A 16577-nucleotide genomic window follows, 5' to 3' on the forward strand; every position below is an offset into this window, starting at 1 on the left:
CGAACCTATGCCAGCGCGTGCCGGGACGGCGAGGGGTGATCAGGCCGGGGTGCGGTCCGGGGCCCCCGCGGGGGAGGTGCGCGGGCGCGCCGCCGGGACCCGTGCCGCCCCGGGATCTCGGCTGTCGTCCGCACCAGCGCCTCGATAGGTTCGCCGTCGTGACCGCTGAGTCCCCCGCCGACACCAGGGCCGACACCGCGGCGCGCCCGCAGCAGCCCCCGCAGCAGCCCGCGCAGCCGCTCATCGGCCCCTCCCCCAGCGGGCTGGGGCGCATCCCGGTGATCGACACCAGCCCCTCGGTGGACGGTGGCCGCTGGGCCGCCAAGGCCGTCGTCGGCGAGGCCGTGCCGGTCCGGGCCACCGTCTTCCGCGAGGGCCACGACGCCGTGAACGCCTCCGCCGTCCTGGCGCGCCCGGACGGCTCGGTGCGCACCCGCACCACCATGACCCCGCTCGGCCCCGGCACCGACCGCTGGGAGGCGTGGGTGGTCCCGGACGCCCCGGGCGACTGGACGTTCTGGGTGGAGGGCTGGAGCGACCCCTACGGCACGTGGGACCACGACGCCACCATCAAGGTGCGCGCCGGGGTGGACGTGGAGCTCATGCTCGTCGAGGGGGCGATCCTCCTGGAGCGCGCCGCCGCCCGCGACGACCTGCCCGAGCATGTGGTGCAGACCCTGCACGGCGCCGCGTGGGCCCTGCGCGACACCGGCCGCCCGGCCGAGGTGCGCCTGGCCGCGGGCACGGCCGAGGAGGTCAAGGCGGTCCTCGCCGACCACCCCCTGCGCGACATGGTCTCGCCCGGCCCGCGGATGCAGCTGCGCGTCGAGCGCGAGCGCGCCCTGGTCGGCGCCTGGTACGAGATCTTCCCGCGCTCGGAGGGCGCCTGGCGCGACGAGTCCGGCGCCTGGCACAGCGGCACCCTGCGGACCGCGACCGCGGCGGTCGACAGGGCCAAGTCGATGGGCTTCGACGTCATCTACCTCACGCCCATCCACCCGATCGGCACCACCAACCGCAAGGGCCGCAACAACACCCTGACCACCGAGCCGGGAGACCCGGGCTCGCCCTACGGCATCGGCTCCGAGGCCGGTGGCCACGACGCGATCCACCCCGACCTGGGCACCTTCGACGACTTCGACCACTTCGTGCGGTACGCGAACGACCGCGGCCTGGAGGTGGCGCTCGACATCGCGCTGCAGGCCTCACCGGACCACCCGTGGGTGCGCGAGCACCCGGAGTGGTTCACGCGCCGCTCCGACGGCTCCATCGCCTACGCGGAGAACCCGCCCAAGAAGTACCAGGACATCTACCCGGTCAACTTCGACGACGACCCCGAGGGCATCTACGCCGAGGTGCTGCGCGTCGTGCTCCTGTGGGTGGAGCACGGGGTCAAGCTGTTCCGCGTCGACAACCCCCACACCAAGTCCGTGGTGTTCTGGGAGTGGCTCATCGCGAGGGTCCGCGAGGTCGACCCGGACGTGCTCTTCCTGTCCGAGGCCTTCACCAAGCCGTCGATGATGCGGGCGCTGGCCAAGGTGGGCTTCGCGCAGAGCTACACCTACTACGCCTGGCGCAACACCCGCGAGCAGCTCACCGACTACCTGCTCGAGCTGACCACCGGGGGCGACGAGCCGGGCGAGGGCGACGCCGCGCACGGCGGCACCGCCGACTACCTGCGGCCCAGCTTCTGGCCCACCACCCACGACATCCTCACGCCGTACATGCAGTACGGAGGGCCCGCCGCGCACGCGCTGCGCGCCGTCATCGCCGCCACCGCCGTGCCCACCTACGGGATCTACTCCGGCTACGAGCTGGTGGAGAGCGTGGCGCGCCCGGGCGCGGAGGAGCACGTCGACAACGAGAAGTACGAGTACAAGCAGCGCGACTGGGACGGCGCGGCCGCGTCCGGCCGCTCGCTGGCGCCGCTGCTGGCCAAGCTGAACTACGCCCGCCACCACCACCCCGCCCTGCAGCGGCTGCGCGGCCTGTCCTTCCACACCGCCGACGACGACGACGTGCTCGTCTACTCGCGCCGCGTGCCGGCGGAGCAGTCGCCCACCGGCGCGGAGGACGTGGTCCTCGTCGTCGTCAACCTCGACCCGCACTCGACGCGCGAGACCACGGTGCACCTCGACATGGCCGCCCTCGGCCTGGCCCCGTGGGACCCGTTCACGGCGCGCGACCTGGTCAGCGGCGACACCTGGACCTGGTGGGAGAACACCTACGTCAAGCTCGGGCCGGACACCACCCCGTTCCACGTCGTGTCGGTGACCCGCGTCGCGCCGGGTGACGGGGGCGAGGGAACCGCCGCGTGAGCGTGCCAGGGCTCAACCTCACCTCCACGGGGCTGCGCCACGACCCGGCCTGGTACAAGCGGGCCGTCTTCTACGAGGTGCTCGTCCGGGGCTTCGCCGACTCCAACGGCTCCGGCGCGGGCGACTTCACCGGGCTGCTCGGCAAGCTCGACTACCTGCAGTGGCTCGGCGTCGACTGCCTGTGGCTGCCGCCGTTCTACGCCTCGCCGCTGCGCGACGGCGGGTACGACATCAGCGACTACCAGCAGGTCCTGCCCGAGTTCGGCACGCTCCCGGACTTCGTGGAACTGGTGACGCAGGCGCACGCCCGGGGGCTGCGCGTGGTGGTCGACCTCGTCATGAACCACACCAGCGACCAGCACCCGTGGTTCCAGGCGTCGCGCTCGGACCCCGACGGTCCCTACGGCGACTTCTACGTGTGGTCCGAGACGGACGAGGGGTACTCCGACGCGCGGATCATCTTCGTGGACACCGAGACGTCCAACTGGACCTTCGACCCGGTGCGCCGGCAGTACTTCTGGCACCGCTTCTTCAGCCACCAGCCGGACCTGAACTTCGAGAACCCGGCCGTCATCGAGGCGATGCTCGACGCGGTGCGGTTCTGGCTGGACCTCGGGATCGACGGGTTCCGCCTCGACGCGGTGCCCTACCTCTTCGAGGAGGAGGGCACCGACTGCGAGAACCTGCCGCGCACCCACCAGTTCCTGCGGCAGCTGCGCTCCGTCGTCGACTACGAGTACCCCGGCCGCGTGCTGCTGGCGGAGGCCAACCAGTGGCCGCGCGACGTGGTGGAGTACTTCGGCACCGAGGAGGAGCCGGAGTGCCACATGTGCTTCCACTTCCCGGTGATGCCGCGCATCTACTACGCGCTGCGCGACCAGCGGGCCGCCCCCATCACCGACATCCTCGCCGACACCCCGCCGATCCCGTCCACGGGCCAGTGGGGCACGTTCCTGCGCAACCACGACGAGCTGACGCTCGAGATGGTCACCACCGAGGAGCGCGCCGCCATGTACGGCTGGTACGCGCCCGACGCCCGCATGCGCGCCAACATCGGCATCCGGCGGCGCCTGTCCACGCTGCTGGACGGCTCGCGCCCCGAGCTCGAGCTCATCACCGCGCTCCTGCTCAGCCTGCCCGGCAGCCCGTGCCTGTACTACGGCGACGAGATCGGCATGGGCGACAACATCTGGCTGCCCGACCGCGACGCCGTGCGCACCCCGATGCAGTGGACGCCGGACCGCAACGCGGGCTTCTCCTCCGCCGACCCGGGCAAGCTGTACCTGCCGGTGGTGCAGTCGCTGACCCACCACTACCAGCACGTCAACGTGGAGGCGCAGCTCGCGCAGCCCTCCTCCCTGCTGCACTGGACGCGCGCCATGCTCGCGCTGCGCCGGGCGCACCCCGTCTTCGGCCTGGGGTCCTTCGAGGCGCTGAGCGCCGACAACCCCGCCGTCCTGGCGTTCCTGCGGGTCCTGGACGCCGGCACCCCGGGCATCGGCAGCGACGCCCCGGAGACGGTGCTCTGCGTGATGAACCTGTCGCAGACCCCGCAGGCGGCGGTGGTCGAGGTGCCCGGCCTGGCCGGCGCGCACCTGGTGGACCTCTTCGGCGGGGCGCGCTTCCCGGGCGTCCCCGAGACCGGCTCGGTCCAGCTGACGCTGGGCTCGCGAGACTTCTACTGGCTGGGGGTACGCACGTGACCGCTTCTCCGCACACGGGGACCGCACCGACGACGGGCACGCACCTGCACGACCTGCTGGGGCCGTGGGTGCCGCACCAGCGCTGGTACCCGGCCAAGGGCCGGGAGGCGCGCACCGAGGTGGTCGGCCGCATCCTGCTGCCCTGGGCGGACCCCGAGGACGTGCGCGTGCTGGTGCACGTGGTGCGGGTGACCACCGCCGCCGGCGGCCCGCCCGGCTCCTCGGGCCACGTCGACGTCGTGCAGGTGCCGCTCGTGCACCGCCGCGCCCCCCGCACCGGGCCCGACGCCGCCGCGTCGCTGCTGGGGGTCCTCACCGACCCCGACGGCATCGGCTGGTACGTCTACGACGGCCCCCACGACCCCGCCTACGTCGAGGCCCTGCTCGCGCTGCTGGCCGGCCAGATCCGCGGGGTGGCGCTGGACGCCTCCGGCGAGCAGGCCGACCACGCCGGCACCGCCGTGGGGCACCACCCCGAGGGCAGCGCTCCCCCGGAGCCGGGCAGCGCCGCGCGCGTGCTGCGCGGGGAGCAGTCCAACACCTCGATCATCGTGGAGCCGGAGGACGGCTCCGCCCCCGTCATCGTCAAGGTCTTCCGCACCCTGCACCAGGGCCGCAACCCCGACGTCGAGGTGCAGGCCTCGCTGGCCCCCGCCGGCGTCTCCGCCGTCCCGGCGCTGGCCGGCTGGGTGGAGGGCACCTGGCCGGCCTCCCCCGACGCGTCCGCCCCGCTGGTCTCCGGTGACCTGGCGGTCGCCTCGGAGTTCCTCGTCGGCGCGCAGGACGCCTGGCGCGAGGCGACCGCGGCCGTCGTCGAGGGCACCGACTTCTCCGAGCGGGCCCGGGCGCTGGGCGCCGCCACCGCCCAGGTGCACGCCGCCCTGGCCGAGCAGCTCCCCAGCCGTCCAGCCGCCGACGACGACGCCCGCCGCCTGGCCGACGGCTGGCGCCAGCGCCTGGAGTGGGCGCTGGCGGAGGCCGACGTGCTGGCCGACCGGGCGCCGGCGCTGCGCGAGCGCGTGGGCGCCGCGGGCTCCCTGGACGCCGCGGCGCTCGGCGTGCTGCAGCGCGTCCACGGCGACTACCACCTCGGCCAGGTGCTGGACGTGCCGCAGCGCGGGTGGGTGCTGCTGGACTTCGAGGGCGAGCCGCTGCGGCCGCTCGCGGAGCGGACCCTGCCCGACCTCGCGCTGCGCGACGTCGCCGGCATGCTGCGCTCCTTCGACTACGCCGCCCGGCAGACGACCGTCGGCCTGCCCGACGGGCCCGGCGCCGACGCCGCGCGCGAGGCGGCCGCCGCGTGGGCCGAGGCCTCCCGCGCGGCCTTCTGCGAGGGCTACGCCTCGGTGACGGGAGCGGACCCGCGCGGAGCCGGGGCGCTGCTCGACGCGCTCGAGCTCGACAAGGCCCTCTACGAGGTGGTCTACGAGGTGCGCAACCGCCCCGCGTGGGTGGCCGTGCCCCTGGCCGCCGTCGACAGGCTCCTCGCCGGCCCGGTGCGCGCAGACGGGTGACCTCCGGCGGCGCACCCCGGCGCCGCCCAGTCCCCCGCGGGTGGCCCTCCGAACCCCCTCCGAGAGCGGCGCACGCCGCTCGCACCCTTGTGGAGGGAGACTCCCGTGTCCCAGAGCACCACCACCGGCGGCCGCGGCACGAACCGCCTGGTCGCCCTCGTCTTCGGAGCGGTCTACCTGCTCGTGGGCCTGGTCGGCTTCGCCCTGACGGGCCTCAGCGGCTTCGCCGACCCCGCGGGCGGGCGGACCCTCGTGGTCTTCGAGGTGAACCCGCTGCACAACGTGGTCCACGTGGCCATCGGCGCCGCCCTGCTGCTGGCCTCGCGCCGGCTGTCGGCGGCCCGCGCGACCAACGGCACGATCGGCGCCGTGTACCTGCTGGTCGGCGTGCTGGGGCTCTTCATCGCCTCCCCGACGAGCCACCTCAACCTGCTGGCGCTCAACCACGCCGACAACGTGCTGCACCTGGCCAGCGCGGTGCTGCTGCTGGGCGTCGCGGTCGGCGCGGACCGGCGCGCGCGGGTCACGGCCGCCGCGTGAGGCCCACCGCGGCGACCGCCTTCCCGGCGGTCGCCGCGGCCGCGGCCCGAGGTCGGCGCCGGCGGCGGACCACGGCGTAGCAGCGACGCTGACCTCGTGCCAGGGTGAGGGTCATGGACACCAGCCCGGCTCCCTCCAGCCTCGACGTCGAGCTCCTGCGCCAGGTGGCGCGGGGTGAGAGCCCCTTCCCCCACGACGTCCTGGGAGCCCACCAGGCGCCCGACGGCACCATCACCGTGCGCACCCTGCGGCCGCTGGCCGAGCAGGTGGTCCTGCTGACCCCGGACGGCGTCCGCACCCCCTTCGCCCACCAGGCCGACGGCGTGTGGGCGGCGGTCATGCCGGGCGACGCGGTCACCGACTACCGGGTGGAGGTGACGATGCCGGGCGAGCAGGCCCAGCTCCTGGACGACCCCTACCGCTTCCTGCCCACCCTGACCCCCTTCGACCTCCACCTCATCTCCGAGGGGCGCCACGAGGACCTCTGGACCGTCCTGGGCGCCCACGTGCGGCACTGGCCCGGGGCCATGGGCGCCGTGGACGGGACCTCCTTCGCCGTCTGGGCGCCGCGGGCGCGCGCCGTGCAGGTCGTCGGCGACTTCAACGGCTGGGACGGTCGCCAGAGCGCGATGCGCTCCCTGGGCAGCTCAGGGGTGTGGGAGGTCTTCCTGCCCGGGGTGGGCGTGGGCACCCGCTACAAGTTCCGCATCCAGACCCAGGCCGGGGGGTGGGTCGAGAAGGCGGACCCGATGGCCCGCGCCACCGAGGTCCCGCCGCTGACCGCGTCGGTGGTCACCGAGTCGACGTACTCCTGGACCGACGACGAGTGGCTGGCCCAGCGGGCCCGCACCGACGCGACCGCCGCTCCGATGAGCGTGTACGAGGTGCACCTGGCCTCCTGGCGCCCGGGCCTGGACTACCGCGAGGCCGCCGACCAGCTGGCCGAGTACGCCTCCGCCGCGGGCTTCACCCACGTCGAGCTGCTGCCCATCGCCGAGCACCCCTTCGGCGGCTCCTGGGGCTACCAGGTCACCGGCTACTACGCCCCGACCTCGCGCCTGGGCACCCCCGACGACGCCAAGTACCTCGTCGACAGGCTCCACCGGGCCGGCCTCGGCGTCATCCTCGACTGGGTGCCCGCGCACTTCCCCAAGGACGAGTGGGCGCTGGCGCGCTTCGACGGCGAGCCGCTGTACGAGTACCCGGACCCGCGCAAGGGCGAGCACCCCGACTGGGGCACCCTCGTGCCGGACTACGGCCGCCCCGAGGTCCGCAACTTCCTCGTGGCCAACGCCGTGTACTGGCTGCAGGAGTTCCACATCGACGGCCTGCGCGTCGACGCCGTCGCCTCGATGCTCTACCTCGACTACTCCCGCCAGAGCGGGCAGTGGGTGCCCAACCGCTTCGGCGGCCGCGAGCACCTGGAGGCCATCGAGTTCCTCCAGGAGGTCAACGCCACCGCCTACAAGCGGGTGCCCGGCATCGTCATGATCGCCGAGGAGTCCACGGCCTGGCCGGGCGTCACGCGTCCCACCGACGCCGGCGGCCTGGGCTTCGGCTTGAAGTGGAACATGGGCTGGATGCACGACTCGCTGCGCTACCTCGGCGAGGACCCGGTCAACCGCAGCTGGCACCACGGCGAGATGACCTTCGCCATGGTCTACGCGTACTCCGAGAACTACGTGCTGCCCATCAGCCACGACGAGGTCGTGCACGGCAAGGGCTCGCTGCTCCGCAAGGCCCCCGGTGACCGCTGGCAGCAGGTGGCCACGCTGCGCGCCTTCCTGGCGTTCATGTGGGCCCACCCGGGCAAGCAGCTGCTCTTCATGGGCCAGGAGTTCGGCCAGGAGGCCGAGTGGTCCGAGGGCCGCGGCCTGGACTGGTGGCTGCTCGACCAGCCGCTGCACGCGGGCGTCCTGGCGGCCCTCACCGACCTGAACCGGGTCTACAAGGAGACCCCGGCGCTGTACGAGCTCGACACCGACCCCGCGGGCTTCTCGTGGATCAGCGCCGACGACTCCTCGCACAACACGTTCTCGTTCATCCGCTGGGACACCCAGCGCCGCCCGCTGGTCTTCATCGTCAACTTCGCGGGCGTGCCCCACGAGGACTACCGCCTCGGCTTCCCGGGCGCGGGGCGCTGGACCGAGGTCATCAACACCGACGACAGCCGCTACGGCGGCTCCGGCGTGACGAACGGCGGGTCTGTCGAGGTGGCGCCCGAGCCGCACTGGGGCCAGCCGGCCTCGGCGCTGGTGCGCATCCCGCCGCTGGGGGCGGTGTGGTTCACCCCCGAGCAGTGGCCGCCGGCCGAGGGGGCCTCGGCCGTGGCGGCGTCCGAGCCGGCCGAGGAGGAGCAGCCGACGGCTGACGTCTCCGAGGCGGAGGCCCGTGAGACCGACGGCGCGGCCCTCGACGAGCTCGTCGTGGCGGCAGACCCGCCGGAGTACCTCAAGAACGAGGACGAGAAGGCCTGACCTCCCCGCCCTCCCGAACGACGAGGCGGCCGCACCCCCCCGGGGGTGCGGCCGCCTCGTCCGTCGTGCTGGGGTCGGGCCCGGCCGGGCTCAGTAGAGCGCGGCCGCCAGGCTGCGGCGGGCCGCGGCGACGCGGGGGTCCTCGGCCCCCACCACCTCGAACAGCTCCACCAGGCGAGCCCGCACGGCGTCCCGGTCGTCGCCGTGGGAGGTGCGCACGAGCGCGACCAGCCGGCGGAAGGCCCCCTCGGCGTCCCCGGCCAGCACCTGGTGGTCCGCGGCGAGCAGGCCCGCCTCGAGGTCCGCGGGGGCGGCGTCGGCGGCGGTGAGGGCCTGCGCGGCCTGGGTCCCGCGGGTGCGGCGGCGCAGCTCGATGCTGGCCAGGCCGACGGCGGCCTCCGCGTCCGCGGGCGCCTCGGCGAGCGCCCGGCGGTAGGCGTCGGCGGCGGCGTCGAGGTCGCCGCGGGTGATGGCCTCGCGCGCCTCGGCGTGCAGCGGCGGCACGGGCGGCTCCGCGGGGAGGCCGGCACCGTCGGCGCCGTCGGCGCCACCACCGCCGGCACCGGGCACGCGGCCGGTGACGCCGTTGGCAGCGGCCACCTTGAGCAGCTCGTCGAGGACCTGGCGCACCTGCGGCTCGGGGTAGGCGCCCTGGAACAGCGGCACGGGCTGGCCGGCGAGCACGGCGACCACGGTGGGGATCGACTGCACCTGGAACGCCGCGGCGATCTGCGGGTTGGCGTCGACGTCGACCTTGGCCAGCAGGAACGCCCCCGCGTACTCCTCGGCGAGGCGCTCCAGCACCGGCGAGAGCTGCTTGCACGGCCCGCACCAGGTGGCCCACAGGTCCACCACCACGGGCACCTGCGCCGACAGCTGGACGAGCGAGGCGAACTCGGCGTCGGTGACGTCGAGGACCACGCTCGCAGCCCCTGCCGGGACCTGGCCCTCCGGGGGCGCCGCGCCGTCCGCGGGCGCGGCCGTCGGGGCGGCCGCGGAGGCTGCCGGTGCGGCCGGGCGCTGGGGGCGGTTGGCCAGGCCAGAGAGGTCGACGGCGCCGCGCAGGTTCAGGCGCGGGCCGGGGCGGCTCGCCGGGGTGCTCATGCCCCCATCCTCCCCCAGGCGCCTCAGCGCACGACCACCCCGGTGGTGCCCCGCTGGCCCGCCACCAGGGCCGCCTGGCCCGAGGTGGGGACCCGCAGGACGACGACCTCGGACGTGCTCACCTCCAGGCCCTGCGGGGCCGTGTCGCGTCCCGCCAGCGCGGCGAGGTCCGGCGGCAGCGTCTGGCTCACGCCGGCCGCCCGCGGGGTGAAGCTGCGCCTGCCGGACAGCACGCCCACCACGAGAGCGCCGCCGTCGGTGGTCCGCAGCGACCACAGGGCGCCCTCGCGCGGGGTGTGCGACGCGGCGTAGTCGACGTAGGCGGACACGCCGTCCCGCTCGGCCTGCTGCTCGCTGAGCACCTGCGCGCGCAGGGGGTCGTCGGCGAGCGACGCGGCAGCGGGCGCCTCGGCGCCGCGCGTCAGGACGTCCGCGTAGCCCTCGAGGGCCTGCGCGGGCGTGAGGGCCAGCCCCGCGGCGTCGGCGGCCAGCGGCACGGCGGCGCCGCCGGTGGTCGCGGGCTGCGGCAGGGAGGCCCCCGGCAGGACGGCCGCGGACGCCACCACGCGGTACGGGTCGCGCGGGCCGTCCTGCACGAGCACCACCACCTGCGGGACGGCACCGCCGCCCGGCTGCAGGGCGGTCAGGAACCAGCGCGGCCACTCCCCCGGCGGCGGGACCGCCGTGAGGAGCCGGTCGCCCGCCAGCGGCGCCGGCTCGGGGCTGGTGGGCACCTGCGCGCGCACGGTCAGCGCGGCCCGGCGCACCTCGAGCTCCGCGCCGGCGAAGCGGGCGTCCAGGCCGTCGGGGCGCACCTGCGCCACCGCGCCGAGGATGCGCGCCAGCTGCGGCGCGGCCACGGCGGCCGACGGTGCCCCGGTCCCGTCGGAGGTGCCTCGCCCGGCCTCGTGACCGCTCGTGCAGCCGACCGCCACCAGGAGCAGCGCCACGGCCGCGCTGAGACCGGCGACGACGACGCGGGCGCGCCTCACGCGGGGGTCCCTGCGCCGCGGCGCGCGCCGACCGCGGCGACGGCGGCGCAGGCCGCACCGGCACCGAGGACCACCCAGGCGGGCGGCGGCACCGGCCGGCTGCTCCAGGTGACCTCCACGCGGGCCGGGGCGGGCGAGGCCCCGTCGGAGGCCACCAGCACCGCCTGCGCGCCGGCGCCCAGCGCGCTGGAGGGCCCGAGGCGAAGCTGCGCCCGTCCCTCCCCGCGCTGCTGGGCGGTCCAGAGGTCGCTGCCGGCGGGGTCGGGCGCGGACGCGGCGCCGTCGGCGCGCTCCACGCGGACGCCGCCGTCGTCGTCGAGCCCCGTCGCCGAGGAGCTGGTGGTGCCCCGGGCCCAGGCCGCCACGTCACCGGCTCCGCCCCGGGCCAGGAGCACGGGACCGTCCCCGCGGGCGGTGACCACCACCTGCCCGTCGCGGGAGGCCAGCAGCTGCGGCGACAGGACGACGAGCGGTGTCGCGGGTGCGAGCGGGAGAGCGGCGCTGACGCTCTCCACCGGGCGGGCCACCGTGGCCAGCAGACCGCCGGCGCCCAGGAGCAGCACCGCCAGCAGCGCCAGCAGCGCCGTCCGCCGGCGCCCGGGGCCGCCGGGTGCCGCACGAGACGCCCGGAGCTCGCGGCGGGTGCCGTGCCCGGCCACCGGCGCCTCCCCCGAGACCCCCGCCACCTCCGACACCCCTGCCACCGGCACCGCACCGGTCACCGGGTCACCGCGTCACTGGCCGCGGCCGGGCTCGCCCTCGGCGCGCTCGACGGCGGCCTCGAGCCTGTCCAGCTTGCCCTGCAGCTCGCCCGTCCGTCCGGGGCGGATGTCGGCCTTGAGGACGAGGGACACGCGGGGGCTGCTGGCGGCGACGGCCTCGCAGGCGCGGCGCACGACGTCCATGCACTCGTCCCACTCGCCCTCGAGCGTGGTGAACATCGCGTCGGTGCGGTGCGGCAGCCCGCTGGAGCGGACCACCCGCACCGCCGCGGCGACCGCCTGGGTCACCGAGCCGTCAGAGTCGCTGGCGGCGGTGGGCGCGACGGAGAAGGCGACGAGCATGCGGCCCACGGTAACCACGCGACGCCGCCCGCGCGGGTGGATCGGCGACCGGGTCAGCGACCGGGTCAGCCGGGCCGGCGGTGCGCCCGGGACCGCCAGCAGGACCGGTGCCAGTGCCGGCGCTCGGACGGCCCGACGCCGGGAGGCGCGTCGGCGGGCCAGGCCACCACGTGCGCCGTGCCGGGCGGGATCAGCTGGTCGCACCCGGGGCAGCGGTACGGCTTGAGCGCGGCGGCGCCGGGCACCGCCCGCACCAGCCAGTCGCCGTCCGGGGCGCTCTCCCCCGTGGCCCACCCGACCGGGCGGGTGGGCTCGGGCGCACCCACCTGGCGCGCCTGCGACCGCGCGCCGCGCCGGCCGGCGGAGCGCTGGACGGGCTGAGGACGACGGCGCGGCACCACCCCATCTTCGAGGCTGGGTAACCTGCGCGCTCGTGCGCCTCGTCATCGCCCGCTGCTCGGTCGACTACGAGGGGCGGCTCAACGCCCACCTGCCCCTCGCCACCCGCCTGCTGCTCGTCAAGGCCGACGGCAGCGTGCTCGTGCACGCCGACGGCGGATCGTACAAGCCCCTGAACTGGATGAGCCCGCCGTGCTCGCTCGCGGTGGGACCCGCCACGGGCCCCCACGCCGAGGCGGGCGCCCAGGAGGTCTGGACGGTCAGCGCGTCGAAGACGGAGGACCGGCTCGTGGTGGCCGTGCACGAGGTCCTGCACGACTCCACCCACGAGCTCGGCACCGACCCCGGCCTGGTCAAGGACGGCGTGGAGGCGCAGCTGCAGAAGCTGCTGGCCGAGCAGGTCGAGCTGCTCGGGGAGGGCCACCAGCTGGTGCGCCGCGAGTACCCCACGGCCATCGGCCCGGTCGACCTGCTGGTGCGCTCCCCCCACGGCGGCACGGTGGCGGTCGAGGTCAAGCGCCGCGCGGAGATCGACGGCGTCGAGCAGCTCACCCGCTACCTGCAGCTGCTCAACCGCGACCCGCTGCTGGCGCCCGTCGAGGGCGTGCTCGCCGCCCAGGAGATCCGGCCGCAGGCCCGGGTCCTGGCCACCGACCGGGGCATCCGCTGCCTCGTGCTCGACTACGACGCGCTGCGCGGCGTGGACGACGTCGAGTCCCGCCTCTTCTGACCCCCGCCCTCTTCGCACTTTCCGCGGAAAGTGCGCCACACACCCCCGCCCGTCGCGCACTTTCCGCGGAAAGTGCGCTACAGACCCCCGCCGATCCCGCACTTTCCGCGGGAAGTGCAAGAAGACCCGGGGCAGCGGCGCCACCGGCGCGGGGGTCCCCCTGGTGCGCCGTGTGCGGCTGTCGCACCATGGGCGGATGGGTGTGAGCGCGAGCGGCACGGCGCTCGGGGCGTGGACGACGTTCGGCCTGTCCCTGGTGATGCTGGGCGTCCTGGTGCTCGCCCTGCGCTGGACCTTCTCCCGCGGCCACTCCCTCGTGGCGCGCCAGCCCCGCGCGGGCAAGGCCAGCGAGTACGGGCTGCTCGTCGTGGTGAGCGAACCGGGCACGTTCGTGGAGGCCGAGGTGGACCGCCAGCGGCTGGTCTCGGCGGGGCTGCGCGCGACGCTCGCCCCCACCACCGACGGGCCGCGGGTGCTCGTCTTCCCGGAGGACGCCAGCATCGCCAGGGCGCTGCTCGAGGCGGCCTGAGGGCCGCCTCGGAGCGCCAGGACTCCGCGCGCTCAGAGCGCCGGGTGCCCGGGCGCCCCCGGTGGCGCCGCCTCCAGCCAGGACGTGAAGCCCGTCGCCGCGTCGGGGCTCATGCCCAGCTCGAGGCAGGCGCCGCGGTGGGTGCACCGCACCACGACGTCGCCCGGCTGCAGCGCGAGGCCCTCCTCCGCGCCGGGTGAGCGGCGCCCGACCACCTCGAGGTCGGTGCGCGCCCAGGTCGAGCGCGGTCCCGGCCGCAGCGACAGCACGCTCCACCACTGCACGTGGTGGCTCCCGAACCTGCCGATGCCCACCGTCCACGCCCGCCCGCGCCGGCGCACCGCGCACTCGAAGCTGCCGGGCACCTTGACCAGCGCCCGGCGCCGCAGCGCCACCCCCACGAGCAGGAGGGCGAGCAGCACCAGGGCCGACGCCGCGGCGACCGCGACGTCCAGGAGGAGGGTCTCGAGGGGCAACCTGTCAGCTGGCTGTCAGCTGGAGGCTCGATCGCCCACGCGGGCGCGCTCGGCGACGACGAGCACGGTGTCATGCTCGACGGACAGGAAGCCACCGTCGACCTGGGCGGTGACGCCACCGCTGCCGCCGACGCCGTCCACGCGGACCTCGCCCTCGGCGAGGACCGCGAGCATCGGCTCGTGACCGGTGAGGATGCCGATCTCACCCTCGAGGGTGCGGGCGAGCACCATGCTGGCCTCGCCCGTCCACACCTCGCGCTCGGCCGAGACCACCTGCACCTGCAGGCTCACTCGCCGGTCTCCTTCTTGATCTGAGCCCACTTCTTCTCGACGTCCTCGATGGAGCCGACGTTGAAGAAGGCCTGCTCGGCGACGTGGTCGTACTCGCCGTCAGCGATCATCCGGAACGACTCGACGGTGTCCTTCAGCGGCACGGTCGAGCCCGGGACGCCGGTGAACTTCTCCGCCATGTAGGTGTTCTGGCTGAGGAACTGCTGGATGCGGCGGGCGCGGTTGACGACGACCTTGTCCTCCTCGGACAGCTCGTCGACGCCGAGGATGGCGATGATGTCCTGCAGCTCCTTGTTGCGCTGCAGGATCTGCTTGACGCGCGTCGCCGTCTGGTAGTGGTCCTGGCCCAGGAAGCGCGGGTCGAGGATGCGGCTGGTCGAGCTCAGGGGGTCCACGGCCGGGTACAGGCCGCGGCTCGCGATCTCGCGGGAGAGCTCGGTGGTCGCGTCGAGGTGCGCGAACGTCGTGGCCGGGGCCGGGTCGGTGTAGTCGTCCGCCGGCACGTAGATGGCCTGCAGCGAGGTGATCGAGTGGCCGCGGGTCGAGGTGATGCGCTCCTGCAGCACGCCCATCTCGTCGGCGAGGTTGGGCTGGTAGCCCACGGCGGAGGGCATGCGGCCCAGCAGGGTCGACACCTCCGAGCCGGCCTGGGTGAACCGGAAGATGTTGTCGATGAAGAGCAGCACGTCCTGGTTCTGGACGTCGCGGAAGTACTCGGCCATCGTCAGGGCGCTCAGGGCGACGCGCAGGCGGGTGCCCGGCGGCTCGTCCATCTGGCCGAAGACCAGCGCGGTCTTGTCGAAGACGCCGGCCTCCTCCATCTCGCCGATGAGGTCGTTGCCCTCGCGGGTCCGCTCGCCGACGCCGGCGAACACCGACACACCGCCGTGGTTCTGGGCGACGCGCTGGATCATCTCCTGGATCAGCACGGTCTTGCCGACACCGGCGCCGCCGAACAGGCCGATCTTGCCGCCCTGCACGTACGGGGTCAGCAGGTCGATGACCTTGATGCCGGTCTCGAACATCGTGGTCTTCGACTCGAGCTGGTCGAAGGCCGGGGCCTTGCGGTGGATCGGCCAGCGGTCGGTGATCTCGAGGGTCTCGCCGTCGGCGAGGTTGAGCGGCACGCCGTTGACGTTGAAGACGTGGCCCAGGGTCACGTCACCGACCGGCACCGAGATGGGGCTGCCGGTGTCCTTGACCTCCATGCCGCGCACGAGGCCGTCGGTGGGCTTGAGCGCGATGGCGCGGGCCTGGTTGTCACCGATGTGCTGGGCGACCTCGAGGGTCAACGAGGTCGCCTCGCCCAGCAGCGTGTAGTCGATCGTGAGGGCGTTGTAGATGTCGGGCATCCCGTCCGCGGGGAACTCGACGTCGACGACCGGTCCGGTCACCCGGATGATGCGGCCGGTCGCCGGGGCAGCGGCGGAGTGGGGGCGCTCGGTGGTGGTCGCGGTCATCTCGGTGCGGTCCTCTCAGCGGACGATCTAGGCGGTGGTCAGCGGGCCGAGGTCATGGCGTCAGCGCCGCTGACGATCTCGGAGATCTCCTGCGTGATCTCCGCCTGGCGGGCCTGGTTCGCCAGCCGGGTGAAGTCCTTGATGATGTCGTCGGCGTTGTCGCCGGCGGCCTTCATCGCGCGCTGGCGAGCGGCGTGCTCGCTGGCGGACGCCTGCAGGAGCAGGTTGTAGATGCGAGCGCTGATGTAGCGCGGGAGCAGCGCGTCGAGCACGGTCTCGGGGTCCGGCTCGAAGCTGTACAGGGGCAGCACCTCGTTGCTCGGGGGCGCCTCGACGCCCTCGACCACCTCGAGGGGCAGCAGGCGCAGGGCCTGCGGCTCCTGGGTCACCATCGACAGGAAGCGCGTGGAGACCACGTGGATCTCGTCCACGCCGCCGTCCGCACCCGTCTTCTGGAAGGCCGCCACCAGGGCTTCGCCGACCTCGTCGGCCAGCTCGTAGGTGGGCGACTCCGAGGACCCGGTCCACTCGGCCTCGATGGTCCGCCGGCGGAAGCGGAAGTACGTCACGCCCTTGCGGCCCAGCACGTACAGCACCGGCTCCACGCCGCGCTCGCGCAGCGTCGCGACCAGGCGCTCAGCCTCGCGGAGCGTGTTGGAGGAGTAGGCGCCCGCCATGCCGCGGTCGCTCGTGACGACGAGCACCGCGGCGCGCTTCGGGTCCTCCCGCTCGGTGAGCAGGGGGTGCTCGGCGTCGGTGTAGGTGGCCACCGCCGAGACCGCCCGCGTCAGCGCCCGGGCGTACGGGCTGGAGGCGGCCACCGCCTGGCGCGCCTTGGCGATGCGCGACGTCGCGATGAGCTCCATCGCGCGGAAGATCTTCTGGATCGACTGGGTCGACTTGATGCGACCCCGGTACTCACGCAGCTGCCCGGCCACCGGAGCCTCCTCTCGTCGTCGTCGTCATCGTCAGCGCGGTCA

At 74.6% G+C, this 16577-nt stretch carries 16 protein-coding genes; 7 read left to right on the plus strand and 9 right to left on the minus strand.

Translation table 11 applies throughout. The annotated features are described in order from the left end of the window. Positions 1 to 242: 242 nt before the first annotated feature. The 5 genes from FHN55_RS06645 (at position 243) to glgB (ending at position 8552) form a co-directional block, all read left to right on the plus strand. Complete coding sequence (locus FHN55_RS06645; protein WP_180357695.1) at positions 243 to 2318, plus strand: alpha-1,4-glucan--maltose-1-phosphate maltosyltransferase; 2076 nt, start codon at positions 243 to 245, stop codon at positions 2316 to 2318. Continuing rightward, positions 2315 to 4021 carry a maltose alpha-D-glucosyltransferase gene (treS, locus tag FHN55_RS06650; protein ID WP_218974410.1) on the plus strand — a complete coding sequence of 569 codons (1707 nt, stop codon included), beginning with the start codon at positions 2315 to 2317 and terminating at the stop codon, positions 4019 to 4021. Before FHN55_RS06645 ends, treS begins: the two co-directional genes overlap by 4 nt. Then, positions 4018 to 5535 (plus strand): maltokinase N-terminal cap-like domain-containing protein, encoded by a 1518-nt coding sequence (locus FHN55_RS06655; RefSeq protein ID WP_139711459.1) that lies wholly within the window; start codon positions 4018 to 4020, stop codon positions 5533 to 5535. Before treS ends, FHN55_RS06655 begins: the two co-directional genes overlap by 4 nt. A 105-nt stretch (positions 5536 to 5640) precedes the next feature. Then, positions 5641 to 6075, plus strand: coding sequence for a DUF4383 domain-containing protein (locus FHN55_RS06660; RefSeq protein ID WP_139711460.1), 435 nt, complete (start codon positions 5641 to 5643; stop codon positions 6073 to 6075). 113 nt (positions 6076 to 6188) lie between these two features. Beyond that, positions 6189 to 8552: a 1,4-alpha-glucan branching protein GlgB gene (gene glgB / locus FHN55_RS06665; RefSeq protein WP_139711461.1), complete on the plus strand. Its 2364-nt coding sequence runs from the start codon at positions 6189 to 6191 to the stop codon at positions 8550 to 8552. Between the two features lie 90 nt (positions 8553 to 8642). Here glgB and FHN55_RS06670 read toward each other — a convergent pair whose 3' ends face one another. From FHN55_RS06670 to FHN55_RS06690, 5 genes are all read right to left on the minus strand, one after another. After that, entirely contained in the window at positions 8643 to 9656 is a 1014-nt protein-coding gene (locus FHN55_RS06670; protein ID WP_139711462.1) for a tetratricopeptide repeat protein, read from the minus strand. Positions 9657 to 9679: 23 nt separating this feature from the next. Further along, on the minus strand, positions 9680 to 10648 hold the full coding sequence (locus FHN55_RS06675; protein ID WP_139711463.1) for a hypothetical protein: 969 nt from the start codon (positions 10646 to 10648) through the stop codon (positions 9680 to 9682). After that, complete coding sequence (locus tag FHN55_RS06680) at positions 10645 to 11334, minus strand: hypothetical protein (RefSeq protein ID WP_218974411.1); 690 nt, start codon at positions 11332 to 11334, stop codon at positions 10645 to 10647. The genes FHN55_RS06675 and FHN55_RS06680 overlap by 4 nt, the downstream gene beginning before the upstream one ends. 48 nt (positions 11335 to 11382) lie before the next feature. Continuing rightward, entirely contained in the window at positions 11383 to 11712 is a 330-nt protein-coding gene (locus FHN55_RS06685; RefSeq protein WP_139711465.1) for a thiamine-binding protein, read from the minus strand. 65 nt (positions 11713 to 11777) lie between these two features. Continuing rightward, positions 11778 to 12038 (minus strand): hypothetical protein, encoded by a 261-nt coding sequence (locus FHN55_RS06690; protein WP_139711466.1) that lies wholly within the window; start codon positions 12036 to 12038, stop codon positions 11778 to 11780. Positions 12039 to 12145: 107 nt separating this feature from the next. Between FHN55_RS06690 and nucS the strand changes: the two genes are divergently transcribed. Next, complete coding sequence (nucS, locus tag FHN55_RS06695; protein WP_139711467.1) at positions 12146 to 12841, plus strand: endonuclease NucS; 696 nt, start codon at positions 12146 to 12148, stop codon at positions 12839 to 12841. Between the two features lie 196 nt (positions 12842 to 13037). Then, entirely contained in the window at positions 13038 to 13370 is a 333-nt protein-coding gene (locus tag FHN55_RS06700) for a hypothetical protein (RefSeq protein WP_139711468.1), read from the plus strand. Between the two features lie 32 nt (positions 13371 to 13402). Here FHN55_RS06700 and FHN55_RS06705 read toward each other — a convergent pair whose 3' ends face one another. The 4 genes from FHN55_RS06705 to FHN55_RS06720 are packed head-to-tail and all read right to left on the minus strand — an operon-like array spanning position 13403 to position 16535. Then, positions 13403 to 13846, minus strand: a complete 444-nt coding sequence (locus tag FHN55_RS06705) for a DUF2550 domain-containing protein (RefSeq protein ID WP_257570749.1) — start codon at positions 13844 to 13846, stop codon at positions 13403 to 13405. A gap of 15 nt (positions 13847 to 13861) precedes the next feature. After that, a complete protein-coding gene (locus FHN55_RS06710) occupies positions 13862 to 14137 on the minus strand; it encodes a F0F1 ATP synthase subunit epsilon (protein WP_139711469.1) in 276 nt (91 codons plus the stop codon). Beyond that, positions 14134 to 15597, minus strand: coding sequence for a F0F1 ATP synthase subunit beta (gene atpD / locus FHN55_RS06715; RefSeq protein ID WP_139711470.1), 1464 nt, complete (start codon positions 15595 to 15597; stop codon positions 14134 to 14136). Before atpD ends, FHN55_RS06710 begins: the two co-directional genes overlap by 4 nt. A gap of 38 nt (positions 15598 to 15635) precedes the next feature. After that, positions 15636 to 16535 (minus strand): F0F1 ATP synthase subunit gamma, encoded by a 900-nt coding sequence (locus FHN55_RS06720; protein ID WP_139711471.1) that lies wholly within the window; start codon positions 16533 to 16535, stop codon positions 15636 to 15638. Positions 16536 to 16577 lie beyond the last annotated feature (42 nt).

The organism is Streptomyces sp. NP160 (assembly GCF_006335115.1).
Taxonomy (GTDB): Bacteria; Actinomycetota; Actinomycetes; order Actinomycetales; family Quadrisphaeraceae; genus Quadrisphaera.

Excerpts from the sequence above, each read along its gene's own strand:
- FHN55_RS06685 (WP_139711465.1), bottom strand. The coding sequence starts at position 11,712 with ATGCTCGTCGCCTTCTCCGTCGCGCCCACCGCCGCCAGCGACTCTGAC.
- atpD (WP_139711470.1), bottom strand. The coding sequence starts at position 15,597 with ATGACCGCGACCACCACCGAGCGCCCCCACTCCGCCGCTGCCCCGGCG.
- FHN55_RS06670 (WP_139711462.1), bottom strand. The coding sequence starts at position 9,656 with ATGAGCACCCCGGCGAGCCGCCCCGGCCCGCGCCTGAACCTGCGCGGC.
- FHN55_RS06700 (WP_139711468.1), top strand. The coding sequence starts at position 13,038 with ATGGGTGTGAGCGCGAGCGGCACGGCGCTCGGGGCGTGGACGACGTTC.
- glgB (WP_139711461.1), top strand. The coding sequence starts at position 6,189 with ATGGACACCAGCCCGGCTCCCTCCAGCCTCGACGTCGAGCTCCTGCGC.